This window comes from Silvimonas amylolytica, assembly GCF_014645555.1.
In the GTDB taxonomy this organism is placed as follows: Bacteria; Pseudomonadota; Gammaproteobacteria; order Burkholderiales; family Chitinibacteraceae; genus Silvimonas; species Silvimonas amylolytica.
Genome location: NZ_BMLY01000001.1, coordinates 1146633 through 1160918 on the forward strand (window position 1 = coordinate 1146633; position 14286 = coordinate 1160918).

Sequence of the window (14286 nt, forward strand, 5' to 3'; positions counted from 1 at the left end):
GCGACTTGCGTCGCCCTTTTTCAAGCTTTAAATCGGGGGTAGTCCCAGATTAGAAGCCAGTCCAGGTACCGATCAGGAATTCGGTAGCGTTGTCCTTGCTGGAAGCCATACCCAGGTTTTGCCAGGTCAGACCAGCCGGAACCTTGCCTTCGTCGTTCAGCTTCAGATAGCGGATACGAGCGTAGGTTTCAGTTTGCTTGGACAGTTGGTAGTGCAGCGCAACGTTGAACTGGTTAGCCTTGTTGTCGTTGCTGTCTTTGATTTCGGTGTCACCAACATGCAGACCCAGACGATCGTTGAACTGATACTTGATCAGGCCGTGGTACAGATCGGTGTGGACGTTGCCGGTGGTTTGCGAGGTTTCGAAGTTTTGACGAGTGTAGTCAAACGACAAGGTCAGCGGACCGAACGGGTAACGGATACCAGTGAACAGTACGGAGTCAGTACCGTCCGGGTTAGCCGATTGACCCGGGTAGGTGATCACGCCAGTGACCGGATCAGTGGTCTTCACGCCGTCGTCACCACGGATGGCCAGGTAGGACAGGTCGAAGTGACCGCCAGTACCAAAGTCAACACCGCCGCCAACTTCGTAGCTTTGGCTGTGGTTGCCGCTGGAGTAGCCGCTCGGCAGAGCATAGGAAGCAACCAGGGTAGCCGGACCGAAGGTGATGCTACCTTGGATGGCGTTGTCCCAGAAGGCTTGACCGCTGATACCGTAATCTTCACCAACGTTACCCGAACCGTCGGTCAGGTACGGCCAGTCGTGGCGCAGGTATTGGTCCATGAACACACGGCCGCCCTTAACGGACCAGCTGTCACCTGCAACACCGATGAAGGCTTCACGACCGCCCCACTTTTGTTGACCCAGGGAGTAGATACCGCCGCCCGGCTTTTGCGACACGCGCCAGATGGTGGACAGGCCATTGTCCCACTTGTCCTTGCCATCAAACGAAACCATCAAATCGCTTTCAACACCGTAGCGGGCGGTATCGCCGTTGCCACCGGTAGTTGCATTGTTGGTACGAGCGATCAAGTCCATTTCGGCGTAACCGCTGATGGTTACATCCGCAAATGCCACCGGGGCAGCAACAGCAGCAGTAACCGCAGCAGCAATCAGAGCACGCTTAAACATTTATAGGTCTCCTAGTTTGGAAGTTGGTTTTTCACCAGCTTGAGTAACAGCGAGGCACCGGCACGAACGATGACGTGAACCTTGCTTCGGGGAAAGCATAAGTGAATTTATTTATGCGACGCAAACCGTATCCGCCCGCGTTCTAGGAATTGTCTTATAAGTACAACAATTGAGTTTGCAAGCCAGGCATGCATACCAGTCAAGCCCAATACCACCCCTTTTGCATTCCTTGACGAAAGACAAACAAGGCATTGATAAGAAAAGAATTATCAACGTATTTATGACATCAGGAAGCGAGCTTGAACCAGACCACTTGAGACCCCACAAAGGCTTACAACACCTTGTCACCCAGCTCAAAACATGTTGCTGTCATGCTACAAGCGGCCCTGATGGGGCCAGATACAAGCCCGACATAGAGCTGCATCCTCATGCTGCTTCGGCCCTCGGCGGCGTATCGATATGTCTAACTTGCACCGCCACCACATCGGGGACAAAAGTCTTATCAGGAGAAATACAAGCGCGATGAGACGGCAAAAAATGGGTCTGAGTTGCCATCACCGCATCACGACAACAGGAATATCCAGATATCTATATATGTATCTATATGCCGATCGGGCGAGTTCGATACAAAAACAAAAAGGCGACCCGCAGGTCGCCTTTTTCATGATGCCATAATGCCGCTCGTTTACTTGGCAGCGATATGGGCGATCAGGTCCAGTACTTTATGGGAGTAGCCCGTTTCGTTGTCGTACCACGCCACGAGCTTCACAAAGTTGTCGTTCAGCGAGATACCGGCCTTGGCGTCGAACACAGAAGTGCAGGTCTCGCCATTGAAGTCGGTGGAAACCACGTCGTCTTCTGTATAACCCACGATACCCTTCAACTCACCAATCGCCGCAGCCTTCATGACCGCGCAGATTTCCTTGTAGGTTGCCGGTTTGGCCAGACGCGCAGTCAGGTCAACCACGGAAACGTTCGGCGTTGGCACGCGGAAAGACATACCTGTAATCTTGCCGTTCAGCTCCGGAATCACCTTGCCAACAGCCTTGGCAGCGCCAGTGGACGACGGGATGATGTTTTGCGAAGCACCGCGGCCGCCGCGCCAGTCTTTATGAGACGGGCCGTCAACGGTCTTCTGGGTAGCGGTCGTGGCGTGTACGGTGGTCATCAGGGCTTCAACGATACCGAAGTTGTCGTTGATTACCTTGGCCAGCGGAGCCAGACAATTAGTGGTGCAAGAAGCGTTGGAGACGATTTCCTGTCCAGCGTAGGACTTGTGGTTCACACCCATAACGAACATCGGGGTGTCATCTTTGGACGGGCCGGTCATCACGACCTTTTTGGCACCAGCCTGGATGTGCTTGCGGGCGGTTTCATCAGTCAGGAACAGGCCGGTGGCTTCAGCAACGACTTCAACGCCAGCTTCGTCCCACTTCAGATTTGCCGGATCTCTTTCGGCGGTCACGCGGATAGTCTTGCCATTGACGACCAAATGGCCATCCTTGACTTCCACGGTGCCATTAAAGCGGCCGTGGGTGGAATCGTACTTCAGCATGTAAGCCATGTACTCGGCGTCCAGCAGATCGTTAATCGCCACGATCTCGATGTCGGAACGTTCCTGTGCTGCACGGAAAGCGATGCGCCCGATACGGCCAAAGCCGTTGATACCTACTTTGATAGTCATATATTCCACCAACTATTTGATTTGTTAACAAAACAAACAGGCCGGACACCGGTCTTGCCCGGTTTGTCCAACCTGCCCTGCCAGGAATTCTTGCGTCATATGTATAGGCCCGCGTCGCAAATACAACCTCAGGTTGTAAATACGGCCACTATTACCGGCTCAGCCCAATATAGCCGCAAGTGTATGACAGTTACACGCAGACGGCACAGCACCGGATCAAGGACCCGGTGCTGTGCCGTTCATTGCCAGTGTTACTTACTTGCGAAACGCAGCGGCTTCGCGTGCCAGCGCGGTGATCGCATCCCAGTCACCAGCGGCGACCTTGTCTTTCGGCGCCAGCCAGGAACCACCTACGCAACCCACGTTGGGCAGTGCCAGCAGTTTGGGCGCACTTTCCGGTGTCACGCCACCAGTCGGACAGAACAGGGCCTGCGGCAACGGGCTGCCAAGTGCTTTGAGCATGCCGTAAGAACCTGCTTGTTCAGCCGGGAAGAGCTTGAGCGCATCAAAACCCATTTCCAGTGCAGCAATGGCTTCAGACGGGGTCATGACACCCGGCAGCAGCGGCATGTCGGCAGCACGGGCAGCGGCGGCCAGCGTTTCGGTCAGACCCGGGGTCACCGCGAACTTGGCGCCCGCGCCTTTGGCCTGAGCAAACTGCTCCGGACGTACAACCGTACCCACACCGACGATTGCATCGGGCACTGCCTCGGCAATCAGGCGGATGGATTCGAGCGCGGCTTCAGTGCGCAGAGTCACCTCCAGCACACGAATACCACCTGCGACCAACGCTTTTGCCAGCGGCACAGCGTGTTCGGTCTTCTCGATAATCAGCACCGGCATCACCGGGCAGGAACGCATGATTTCACGAATTTGCATGATCCTGACTTTCTTATAAGTGTTGCTTGTTTAAGCACCTTAACGCGCAGCTGCCATTCCCGAAAAACCGGCACGACGGGATGAAGCCCGGCGGTTGCGCCCCCGACTACCCTGACCAGGCGGCTCTTAGTGAGCCAGCCCGAGCGAGAGAGCCCCCTCTTCCGCGCCGGTGGCAGCCTGACGGAAAGAAGCAAACAGTTCACGCCCCATACCATGCTGATGGGCGGACAAATCAGCCTCGGCACGCTCACGCGCAGCCCAGACCTGTGAATCAACTTTGGCCTGCAGGATGCCGGCTTCTGCATCAAGACGAATGATGTCCCCGTCACGCAACTTGGACAGCGGGCCACCCGCCAGCGCTTCCGGGGTGATATGAATCGCAGATGGCACCTTGCCCGATGCGCCAGACATACGACCGTCAGTTACCAACGCCACCTTGAAGCCGCGATCCTGCAAGACACCCAGCACCGGCGTGAGCTTGTGCAGTTCTGGCATGCCCATGGCACGCGGGCCCTGGAAGCGCAGCACAACGATGACGTCCTTTTCCATTTCACCACGCTGGAAAGCCTCCAGCACTTCATCCTGGTCGTGGAATACCATGGCCGGCGCTTCAACCAGACGATGTTCCGGCTTGACGGCAGAAATCTTGATCACGGAGCGCCCCAGATTGCCATCAAGCAAACGCAGACCACCATCAACACTGAACGGCTTTTCGATACGACGCAGCACCGTTTCATCAGCCGATTCGGCATCGGCATCGCGCCAAACCAGTTCACCATCAATCAGGAATGGCTCTTTGGCATAACGGCTCAGGCCAAAGCCCATGATCGTGTGAACATCTTCATGCAGAAAGCCACCCTTGATCAGCTCACGTGTCAGGAATGGCATACCACCGGCAGCATGAAACTGGTTTACATCAGAAGTGCCGTTGGGATAGATCTTGGCAATCAGCGGCACCACAGCGGAGAGATCATCAAAATCGCTCCAGTCGATGATGATGCCGGCGGCGCGCGCGGCAGCAGTCAGGTGCATGGTGTGATTGGTCGAACCACCGGTCGCCAGCAAGCCAACGATGCCGTTGACGATGACTTTTTCGTCAACCAGACGACCCACCGGGATGTATTCATCACCAACGTTGGTAATCTGCGCAGCGCGGCGGCCAGCAGCAGCGGTCAGTGCATCACGCAGCGGGGTGTTGGGGTGCACAAATGCAGCGCCAGGCAGATGCAGACCCATGATTTCCATGAGCATCTGGTTAGAGTTGGCCGTGCCGTAGAAGGTACAAGTGCCGGCACCATGATAAGACTGTTCCTCAGAACTCAGTAGTGCCTCGCGATCACACTTGCCTTCGGCAAACAACTGGCGAACTTTGGCTTTTTCACTGTTGGCGATGCCTGAGGTCATAGGGCCGGCCGGCACAAAGACAGCAGGAAGATGACCGAACTGCAAAACACCAATCAGCAGCCCTGGCACAATCTTGTCACAAACACCCAGCAAAGTGACGGCATCAAACACGTTATGAGACAGCGCCACCGCGGTAGACATGGCGATCACGTCGCGACTGAACAGCGACAGTTCCATCCCCGGCTGGCCTTGCGTCACGCCATCACACATCGCCGGGGTGCCGCCCGCAAACTGTGCAGTAGCACCGACTTCGAGCGCGGCTTTCTTGATGATGGCCGGGTAGGTTTCAAGCGGCTGATGTGCGGACAACATGTCGTTATATGACGACACAATGGCCACATTGGGGCGGCGCATCTCGCGCAGCATGATTTTGTCTTTTTCCGGAGAGGCGGCCCAGGCGTGTGCAAGGTTGGTACAGGCCAGGCCCTTGCGTAGCGGCTCTTTGCTGGCGGCAGCATCCAGACGGGCCAGATAACGCTCGCGGGACTCGCGGCTCCGTTCAACAATACGCCGGGTTACTTCGGCGAGCCGAGGGTGCACTGGACTGACAGCTGGCATTGCAGGACTCCGGAAATGGGGAACGCCATGGACCTGGTATAACAATCCAGGCCGGACTGAAATAGTTGCCGAGGCGTAGTTTTACTACAATCACCCCTCAGCGGCAACCGCCAATATGACACAAATTGGTGCTGCTGCACCGCAGCATAAGCCAGTTCAGGCGCGCCCTTACCCCCTTGACATGGCGAGATTTCAGGGCTTCATCGCGGGTCTTGAGATACCGTTTGCGCGGGCCTTTGGGCGTGTAGTAAGATTACAAAGCATTTCCTATGGCCGCGCTGGTAATTTTCAGCATAGATGAACAGAACGCGCCCCGGAAAGTCGCAATTAACGGCAGCATGAATCAGCTTTGGTGCAACGGTGTGCCGACATCAACTGAGCATGGCTGCCGTGTCTGTTTCGCCGTGCCAGGCGCACACCAAGGATTCTGGTTTCAGAAAACAGCTCTGTCTGTTTACAGCAACGGGAGGCCTTCATGCCTTCCGCATAAAAGGAAAGGAACGCCCGATATGACCCCTAATGATGCTTTCGACATGGTGCTGTTCGGCGGCACCGGCGATCTGGTAATGCGCAAGCTGCTGCCGGCCCTGTACCACCAGCACCGTGATGGCAACCTGCCCAAAGCCGGCCGCATTATCTGTCTGGGCCGCAGCGCCGCAGATACCGCCGCTTACCTCGACAAGGCACATGGCCTCGCCAAGGGTTATCTGGGTAGCGACTACGAAGCCAAGGTCTGGGACGAATTCGCCAGCCGCATCCACTTTCTGCGCGTGGATGCGAACAACGCCGATGACTACAAACTGCTGGCCGACACACTGAATGAAGAACAAGGCCGTTCGCGCGTGTTCTATCTCTCCACAGCGCCTGACTTGTTTGCAGGTATTTCTGAGAACCTCGCCAAGGTTGACCTGAACAAGGGCAATTCCCGCGTTGTGCTGGAAAAGCCGCTCGGCCACGACCTGGATTCCTCTAACGAGATCAATGACGCCGTCGCCCGCTTCTTCACCGAACAACAGATTTACCGTATCGACCATTATCTGGGCAAAGAGCCGGTACTGAACCTGATCGCGCTGCGCTTTGCCAATACGCTGCTGGAACCGTTGTGGCGTCGTGAATGGATTCGTGACGTACAAATCACTGTGACTGAGCAAGTTGGCGTGGAAACCCGTGCTGACTTCTATGACAAGACCGGCGCACTGCGCGACATGATCCAGAACCACCTGGTGCAATTGCTGACCATCGTGGCAATGGAACCGCCGGCCTCCATGGATGGCGACGCCGTTCGTGACGAAAAACTCAAGGTCCTGCGCGCCCTCAAGCCGCTGTCGCCTGAAGATGTTCACACCAAGGTTGTCCGTGGTCAGTACCGTGCGGGTGCCATCAATGGCAAGCCGGTTCCGGGCTACCAGGATGAGCCGGGTGTGCCGGCAGGTTCCAACTGCGAAACCTTCGTGGCGCTGAAGGCTGAAATCCAGACCTGGCGCTGGGCCGGCGTGCCGTTCTTCTTGCGTACCGGCAAACGTCTGCAAGATCGTCTGGCGGAAATCGTGATCAACTTCCGCGAAACCCCGACCTCCATCTTCGGCCGCACGCATACTCCGAACCGCCTGGTGATCCGTCTGCAGCCGGATGAATCCGTGCGCCTGTATCTGCTGGCCAAGGAGCCGGGCAACCAGGTACGTCTGCGCCCGGTTCATCTGGATCTGGACTTCAAAGAGACCTTCAAGACCCGTTCGCCGGAAGCCTACGAGCGCCTGTTGATGGACGTGATCCGTGGCGATCTGTCGCTGTTCGTACGTCGCGACGAACAACGCGCAGCATGGCGCTGGGTTGAGCCGATTCTGGATTCCTGGGAAAACAGCGCTGAGGCACCGAAGCCGTACAACGCTGGTAGCTGGGGTCCGGCCGCTGCATCCGCCCTGCTTTCGCGTGATGGCGTGGCCTGGCACGAAGAGTCTTGATTCGCGGTTGGTTTCATAATAGCCGCACTGCCGGTAACCAGGCCCACGCCCGGTTACCGGTTGCCGTATCTGGCATCTGTATTTTGTGCAGTGCAACGTGCAAACGTTATCTGCCCATCAGCAATAAACAAAGGAACAACAATGTCCCTGCAGTGGCATGAATTCGCCAGCAAAGATGAACTGGATCAAGGTCTCGCAGCAGATATCGCCAAGGCGCTGAATGCCGCAGTCGCAGCGCGTGGCAAGGCATCGCTGGCCGTTTCTGGTGGCCGTACGCCGGCCGGCATGTTCAAGGCGTTGAGCGAATCCGCCGTGGACTTCAGCAAAGTCTGGATTACCCTCGTCGATGAACGCTGGGTGCCGGTTGATCACGCTGACAGCAACGAGCGCACCGTGCGCCAGAATCTGCTGCAAGGCAATGCCGCCGCCGCACACTTTGTTTCGCCTGTTTCTACTGCGGCGACCCCGCATGAAGGCCAGCCGGAAATCGAAGCGCGTTTTGCCGCACTGCCTGCACCGTTTGATGTGTTGATCCTTGGCATGGGCGATGACGGCCATACCGCGTCGTTGTTCCCGAACGCGGTGGAACTGGAAGCTGCATGTGCCTCGACGGATCTCGTCGCGGCAGTGACACCGCCGGTTGCACCCCATAAGCGGATCACACTGACGCTGCCAACCATCGCCAAAGCCCGTGAAGTCATCGTTCATATCACCGGCGAAGGCAAAAAGTCCTTGTTGCAAACCGCTTTGACGGAAGACAAACCCGTCACGGCACAGTATCCGATCCGGCGTGTGCTGGATGCGGTAACCGGCCAGAAACTGGTTTACTGGACGGCCTGACCGGCCACTTTCCGATATGGGGCCTGTAACAGGGCCCCGTATCCATAATCGGCGGTGGTGTTACCCAAAAGGCAACCCATAGCCCTACAAAGAGATGGAGTGAGACGCCTATGCTCGAACGCATCAAAACGATGATCGACAGCTTGTCCCGGTCGGAACGCAAAGTAGCCGAACTGGTGCTGGCCCAACCCAATCTGGTAGCGAATGCGCCTATTGCGCAAATTGCGGACCTCGCGGACGTATCGCAACCAACGGTCATCCGTTTTTGCCGTTCGCTCAACTGCTCGGGCCTGCAGGATTTCAAGCTGCGCCTCACCCGTAGCCTGGTGTCGGGCGTGCCATATGTGCACTCCATGGTGTCGGCAGATGACTCGGCGCACGATCTGGCCAAGAAGCTGTTTGACAACAACATCTCGCACCTTTTGCGCTGCCGTAACGAACTCGATACCGAAGCACTGGAAAAAGCCATCAAGGTGCTTTCCAACACGCACAAGATCGAAGTCTGGGGTCAGGGCCAGTCTGGCGCCGTGGCCATCGACGCACAAAACAAATTTTTCCGCCTCGGTGTACCCACCGTGGCTTATACCGATCCGCACATGCACGGTATGAGCGCCTCCATGCTCAAGCCGGGCGATGCTGTCGTGGCGGTATCCAACTCGGGTCGTACACTGGACATGATCCGCTCGGTCGAGATCGCCCGTGACGCGGGTGCCGATGTCATTGGCATCACGCATTCCAAGTCGCCGCTGGCAAAACGCTGCTCTCTTTGCCTTTATGCCGACACAATGGAAGATCCTGACCTATACACTCCTATGATTACCCGGATCGTGCATCTGGTGATCATCGACGTGCTGGCCGTCGGCGTTGCGCTCAAGCGCGGCCCGGAGCTGATCGACCAGTTGGAAAAGATGAAGCGCAACATGAAAGAAAAACGTGTGCGCGGCCACGATCACTGATGCATGAATACGCTGTCGCAACCGGGGTGCCAACCGGGTGCGACAGCGACAGAATCGACTCTTGCAGTACTAGTCGTACCCACTAGCGCCTAGCGTGTAAAACAGGTCTTCAACACAGAGTCCGCCACCCTCAAGGCAAGCGGACGTGAAGCCACAGGAAGAAAGGAAATACGATGTCCAAGCTGACCAGCTCGCCCGCCTGGCTTGCCCTCGCGGAACACTCCAAGGAAGTCGCGCCGCTGCACATGCGTGACTTGTTCCACAACGATCCTCAGCGTTTTGAGAAATTCTCGCTGGAATCGGGTGGTCTGTTTTTCGATTACTCCAAGAACCGCATCACCGAAAAGACCATGGAGCTCTTGCTGAATCTGGCGCGCGAGTCCGGTCTGCAAAAGCGTATTGAGCGCATGTTCTCGGGCGAGAAGATCAACGTCACCGAAGATCGCGCCGTGCTGCACATTGCCCTGCGCAACCTCGACAAGAACCCGATCATGGTCGATGGCGAAGACGTCATGCCCAAGGTCAATGCGGTCAAGGAGAAGATGTTCAAATTCTCCGACGAGATCCGTTCTGGCGAGCGTGTCGGTTACACCGGCAAGGCCTTCACGGACATCGTGAACATCGGTATCGGTGGTTCGGACCTCGGCCCGGTCATGGTCTGTAATGCGCTCAAGGACTTCGGTCATCAGCGTCTGACCATGCACTTTGTGTCGACTGTTGACGGCGACCAGGTGATGTCCACGCTGAAAAAGCTGAACCCGGAAACCACCCTCTTCATCATTGCTTCCAAGACCTTCACCACCCAGGAAACCATCACTAATGCCCGCACTGCGCGCAAGTGGTTCCTGGATCGCGTCGGCAACGAAGCACATATCGCCAAGCATTTCGTGGCGGTGTCGACCAATGCCAAGTCGGTCGCCGAGTTCGGCATTGATACCGACAATATGTTCGAATTCTGGGACTGGGTCGGCGGCCGTTACAGCTTGTGGTCGGCCATCGGTCTGCCGATTGCCATTTACCTGGGCAAGCACGACTACCAGGATTTGCTCCATGGCGCGTACACCATGGACGAACACTTCAAGAACAAACCATTCGAACAGAACCTGCCTGTCATCATGGGTATGCTGGGCGTGTGGTACATCAACTTCTTTGGCGCTGCCACGCACCTGATCTCGCCGTACAACCAGTCGCTGCACCGCTTCCCGGCGTACCTGCAACAACTGGACATGGAATCGAACGGCAAGACGGTTGATCTGAATGGCCAGCGCGTTGATTACTCGACAGGCCCGGTGGTTTGGGGTGATGCCGGTATCAATGGCCAGCACGCTTACTATCAGATGCTGCATCAGGGTTCACAAATGGTGCCGATCGACTTTATCGCTTCGGTTGAGCACCCGGAAATTCCGGAACCGCATAGCACCATCCTGATGGCTAACTTCTTCGCACAGACAGAAGCGTTCATGCGCGGCAAGAACGAGACCGAAGTCCGTGCGGAACTGACCAAGGCCGGCATCACGGGTGAAGCCCAGGATGCGCTGACCCCGCACAAGATCTTTGAAGGCAACCGTCCGACCAACTCCATCCTGATCCAGCGCCTGACGCCACGTCGTCTGGGCGCGCTGATTGCGCTCTATGAGCACAAGATCATGGTGCAAGGCACGGTCTGGAATATCAACTCCTACGACCAGTGGGGTGTGGAACTGGGCAAGCAACTGGCCAAAGCCATTGAGGGTGAATTGACCACCCCGGGCCTGACCAGCACCCACGACGCATCCACCAACGGTCTCATCAACTACTACAAGCGCAACAACCCGCGCTAAGCAGTAGCACAGCGGCGCTTACGCCTCATGGCGCGGGCGTCGCTACATCAGTTCAGGAACGGCCGAGACGACCCTGCCAGCGAGGCATGCGAAGCGCAGGCAGTACACCTTGTACGACGAGCGAGCATAACAAAGCTGGCGGGGTCGTATCGGTTGTTCCAACCACCATAACTACACCGCACTGCGGAAAATGTGGAATCGCCCGACCACGAGTCAGGCGACGCACCGGACTGGATACGTAAACCCGGGCAGCATTAACTACATCCATCAAAAGGTATGGCAATGGCAGAGCAGATTCATGACCAGGACCCTCAAGAGACCCGTGAGTGGCTGGATGCGCTGGATGGCGTGCTTGAGAACGAAGGTGCCGAACGCGCGCACTATCTTGTAGAAAAACTCATCGGGCACGCCCGTGAGGACGGTGTCAACATCCCGTACACCGCCACCACCGCGTACATCAACACGATCCCGGTTCAACTGGAAGCCCGCAGCCCGGGCAACCACACCTACGAAGAGCGCATTCGCTCTTATACCCGCTGGAACGCAGCGGCCATGGTGGTTCGCGCCAACAAGATCAATGGCGATCTGGGCGGCCACATTACCTCTTTCGCTTCCGCCGCCACGTTGTACGACGTGGGCTGGAACCATTTCTGGCACGCAGCCAGTGACAATCACGGTGGTGACCTTGTGTACTTCCAGGGTCACAGTGCGCCAGGCATGTACTCACGCGCCTTCCTGGAAGGCCGTATTTCTGAAGAACAACTGTTGAAGTTCCGTCAGGAAGTGGATGGTGGTGGCCTCTCCAGCTACCCACACCCATGGCTGATGCCGAACTTCTGGCAATTCCCGACCGTATCGATGGGTCTGGGTCCGCTGATGGCCATTTACCAGGCGCGCTTCATGAAGTACCTGGACGATCGCGGTTTCAAGCAAAACGGCGATCGCAAAGTATGGTGCTTCTGCGGCGACGGTGAAATGGACGAACCGGAATCGCTGGGTGCCATCTCGCTGGCTGGCCGTGAAAAGCTGGACAACCTGATCTTCGTGATCAACTGCAACCTGCAGCGTCTGGATGGTCCGGTACGCGGCAACGGCAAGATCATCCAGGAACTGGAAGGCGACTTCCGTGGTTCAGGCTGGAATGTGATCAAAGTGGTCTGGGGTTCGGGCTGGGATGCACTGCTCGCCAAAGACAAGAAAGGCCTGCTGCAAAAACGCATGATGGAAGTGGTCGATGGCGAGTACCAGACCTACAAGTCCAAGGATGGCGCGTACGTGCGCAAGCACTTCTTCGGTGCGTATCCGGAACTGCTGGACATGGTTTCCAACATGTCCGACGACGACATCTGGCGTCTGACCCGTGGCGGGAATGATCCGCACAAGGTCTACGCGGCATACAAGGCTGCATCCGAGCACAAGAATCAACCTACCCTGTTGCTGGTGAAAACCGTCAAGGGTTACGGCATGGGTGCTGCGGGTGAATCGCAGAACGTGGCGCACCAGACCAAAAAGCTCTCCCCGGATGACCTGTTGCATCTGCGTGACCGCTTCCGTATTCCGCTGACCGATGAAGAAGCGCGTTCTGCCACCTTCTACAAGCCGGCCGCTGATGCGCCGGAACTGAAGTACATGCACGAGCGCCGTTCCGAACTGGGTGGTTATCTGCCATCGCGCAACCCGGTGAATGAGTCGCTGGAAGTGCCCGCACTGGACACCTTCAAAGCCCTGCTGGAAAGCTCCGGCGAGCGTGAAATGTCCACCACCATGGCCTTCGTGCGTATCCTCACCGCGCTGGTCAAAGACAAGAACATTGGCAAGCGCGTCGTGCCGATCGTGCCGGACGAATCCCGCACCTTTGGTATGGAAGGCATGTTCCGCCAATTGGGTATCTGGAGCCATGTTGGCCAGTTGTATGAGCCACAAGATGCCGACCAGTTGATGTTCTACAAGGAATCGACCACAGGTCAGATCCTCCAGGAAGGCATCAACGAAGCCGGCGCCATGGCGGACTGGATCGCCGCGGCCACCGCTTACGCCAACCATGGTGTAACGATGATCCCGTTCTACATCTATTACTCGATGTTCGGCTTCCAGCGTGTTGGCGATCTGGCCTGGGCTGCGGGCGATTTGCGCGCCCGTGGTTTCCTGGTTGGCGGCACCTCTGGCCGTACCACGCTGAACGGCGAAGGCCTGCAACATCAGGACGGTCACGGTCACCAGTTTGCCGAGTTCATCCCCAACTGCGTGTCTTACGATCCGACCTTTGCTTATGAGCTGGCAGTCATCGTCCACCACGGCATGAAGCGGATGTACCAGGATCAGGAAAACATCTATTACTACCTGTCGGTGATGAACGAAAACTACGCCCACCCGGCCATGCCGGAAGGTGCGGAAGAAGGCATCATCAAGGGTCTGTACAAGTTCCGTCCGGCCGCTGCCAAGGGCGACCTGCATGTACAACTGATGGGTTCGGGCACGATCTTCCGTGAAGTGATCGCCGCTGCAGAACTGTTGAAGAACGATTTTGGTGTTGAGTCCGATATCTGGTCCGCCCCGAGCTTCAACGAACTGCGTCGCGACGGCATGGCTGCAGCACGCTACAACATGCTGCACCCGACCGAACCGTCCCGCGAAGCCTACGTGACCACCTGCCTGAAGGACGCCGAAGGCCCGACCATCGTCGCGACCGACTACAAGCGCAGCTACGCCGACCAGATTCGTGAATACGTACCTGGCCGCTACGTGGTACTGGGCACCGACGGCTTTGGCCGTTCGGACAGCCGTCAGCAACTGCGCAAGTTCTTCGAAGTGGACCGCTACCACGTCGCCGTTGCTGCCCTCAAGGCCCTGGCCGACGAAGGCAAGCTGCCACTGACCAAGGTGGCCGAAGCGATCGCCAAGTACGGCATCGAAGTGGATCGTCCGGCGCCCTGGACGGTGTAATGAAAACGTGAGGCGTGAGGTGTGCAGGATGAGGCGTCAAACCATCCTGTACACCGCGCGCTTGAGCTGAAGCGGGGCTGATCCTCCGCTTCTCTCCCCTCACCCCTCA

The 14286-nt window shown here is 57.0% G+C and carries 9 protein-coding genes; 5 read left to right on the top strand and 4 right to left on the bottom strand.

Going from position 1 to position 14286, the window contains the following annotated elements; all coding sequences use genetic code 11:
* Window positions 1-49: 49 nt before the first annotated feature.
* From IEX44_RS05005 to edd, 4 genes are all read right to left on the bottom strand, one after another.
* Window positions 50-1132 carry a porin gene (locus tag IEX44_RS05005; protein WP_188689699.1) on the bottom strand — a complete coding sequence of 361 codons (1083 nt, stop codon included), beginning with the start codon at window positions 1130-1132 and terminating at the stop codon, window positions 50-52.
* A 685-nt stretch (window positions 1133-1817) separates the two neighbouring features.
* Window positions 1818-2816, bottom strand: coding sequence for a glyceraldehyde-3-phosphate dehydrogenase (gapA, locus tag IEX44_RS05010; RefSeq protein WP_184102193.1), 999 nt, complete (start codon window positions 2814-2816; stop codon window positions 1818-1820).
* Between the two features lie 255 nt (window positions 2817-3071).
* Window positions 3072-3695 (bottom strand): bifunctional 4-hydroxy-2-oxoglutarate aldolase/2-dehydro-3-deoxy-phosphogluconate aldolase, encoded by a 624-nt coding sequence (locus tag IEX44_RS05015; RefSeq protein ID WP_188689702.1) that lies wholly within the window; start codon window positions 3693-3695, stop codon window positions 3072-3074.
* A gap of 126 nt (window positions 3696-3821) precedes the next feature.
* Window positions 3822-5657 carry a phosphogluconate dehydratase gene (gene edd, locus IEX44_RS05020; RefSeq protein WP_188689704.1) on the bottom strand — a complete coding sequence of 612 codons (1836 nt, stop codon included), beginning with the start codon at window positions 5655-5657 and terminating at the stop codon, window positions 3822-3824.
* A gap of 509 nt (window positions 5658-6166) precedes the next feature.
* Here edd and zwf point away from each other — a divergent pair.
* The 5 genes from zwf to aceE all read left to right on the top strand — a co-directional run bounded on the left by zwf (window position 6167) and on the right by aceE (window position 14177).
* Window positions 6167-7618: a glucose-6-phosphate dehydrogenase gene (gene zwf, locus IEX44_RS05025; RefSeq protein WP_188689706.1), complete on the top strand. Its 1452-nt coding sequence runs from the start codon at window positions 6167-6169 to the stop codon at window positions 7616-7618.
* 141 nt (window positions 7619-7759) lie between these two features.
* Window positions 7760-8458, top strand: coding sequence for a 6-phosphogluconolactonase (gene pgl, locus IEX44_RS05030; protein ID WP_188689709.1), 699 nt, complete (start codon window positions 7760-7762; stop codon window positions 8456-8458).
* A gap of 110 nt (window positions 8459-8568) precedes the next feature.
* Complete coding sequence (hexR, locus tag IEX44_RS05035; protein WP_184102198.1) at window positions 8569-9414, top strand: transcriptional regulator HexR; 846 nt, start codon at window positions 8569-8571, stop codon at window positions 9412-9414.
* A gap of 173 nt (window positions 9415-9587) precedes the next feature.
* Window positions 9588-11234 carry a glucose-6-phosphate isomerase gene (gene pgi / locus IEX44_RS05040; protein WP_188689712.1) on the top strand — a complete coding sequence of 549 codons (1647 nt, stop codon included), beginning with the start codon at window positions 9588-9590 and terminating at the stop codon, window positions 11232-11234.
* A 282-nt stretch (window positions 11235-11516) separates the two neighbouring features.
* The gene (aceE, locus tag IEX44_RS05045) at window positions 11517-14177 is read left to right on the top strand and encodes a pyruvate dehydrogenase (acetyl-transferring), homodimeric type (RefSeq protein ID WP_188689715.1); all 2661 of its coding nucleotides are present in this window, start codon (window positions 11517-11519) and stop codon (window positions 14175-14177) included.
* Window positions 14178-14286: the final 109 nt, after the last annotated feature.

What these genes read in the sequence shown, in the direction of transcription:
- IEX44_RS05005 (WP_188689699.1), bottom strand. Translation starts at nt 1,132, where the DNA reads ATGTTTAAGCGTGCTCTGATTGCTGCTGCGGTTACTGCTGCTGTTGCT.
- pgl (WP_188689709.1), top strand. Translation starts at nt 7,760, where the DNA reads ATGTCCCTGCAGTGGCATGAATTCGCCAGCAAAGATGAACTGGATCAA.
- IEX44_RS05015 (WP_188689702.1), bottom strand. Translation starts at nt 3,695, where the DNA reads ATGCAAATTCGTGAAATCATGCGTTCCTGCCCGGTGATGCCGGTGCTG.
- pgi (WP_188689712.1), top strand. Translation starts at nt 9,588, where the DNA reads ATGTCCAAGCTGACCAGCTCGCCCGCCTGGCTTGCCCTCGCGGAACAC.
- aceE (WP_188689715.1), top strand. Translation starts at nt 11,517, where the DNA reads ATGGCAGAGCAGATTCATGACCAGGACCCTCAAGAGACCCGTGAGTGG.
- zwf (WP_188689706.1), top strand. Translation starts at nt 6,167, where the DNA reads ATGACCCCTAATGATGCTTTCGACATGGTGCTGTTCGGCGGCACCGGC.
- edd (WP_188689704.1), bottom strand. Translation starts at nt 5,657, where the DNA reads ATGCCAGCTGTCAGTCCAGTGCACCCTCGGCTCGCCGAAGTAACCCGG.
- gapA (WP_184102193.1), bottom strand. Translation starts at nt 2,816, where the DNA reads ATGACTATCAAAGTAGGTATCAACGGCTTTGGCCGTATCGGGCGCATC.
- hexR (WP_184102198.1), top strand. Translation starts at nt 8,569, where the DNA reads ATGCTCGAACGCATCAAAACGATGATCGACAGCTTGTCCCGGTCGGAA.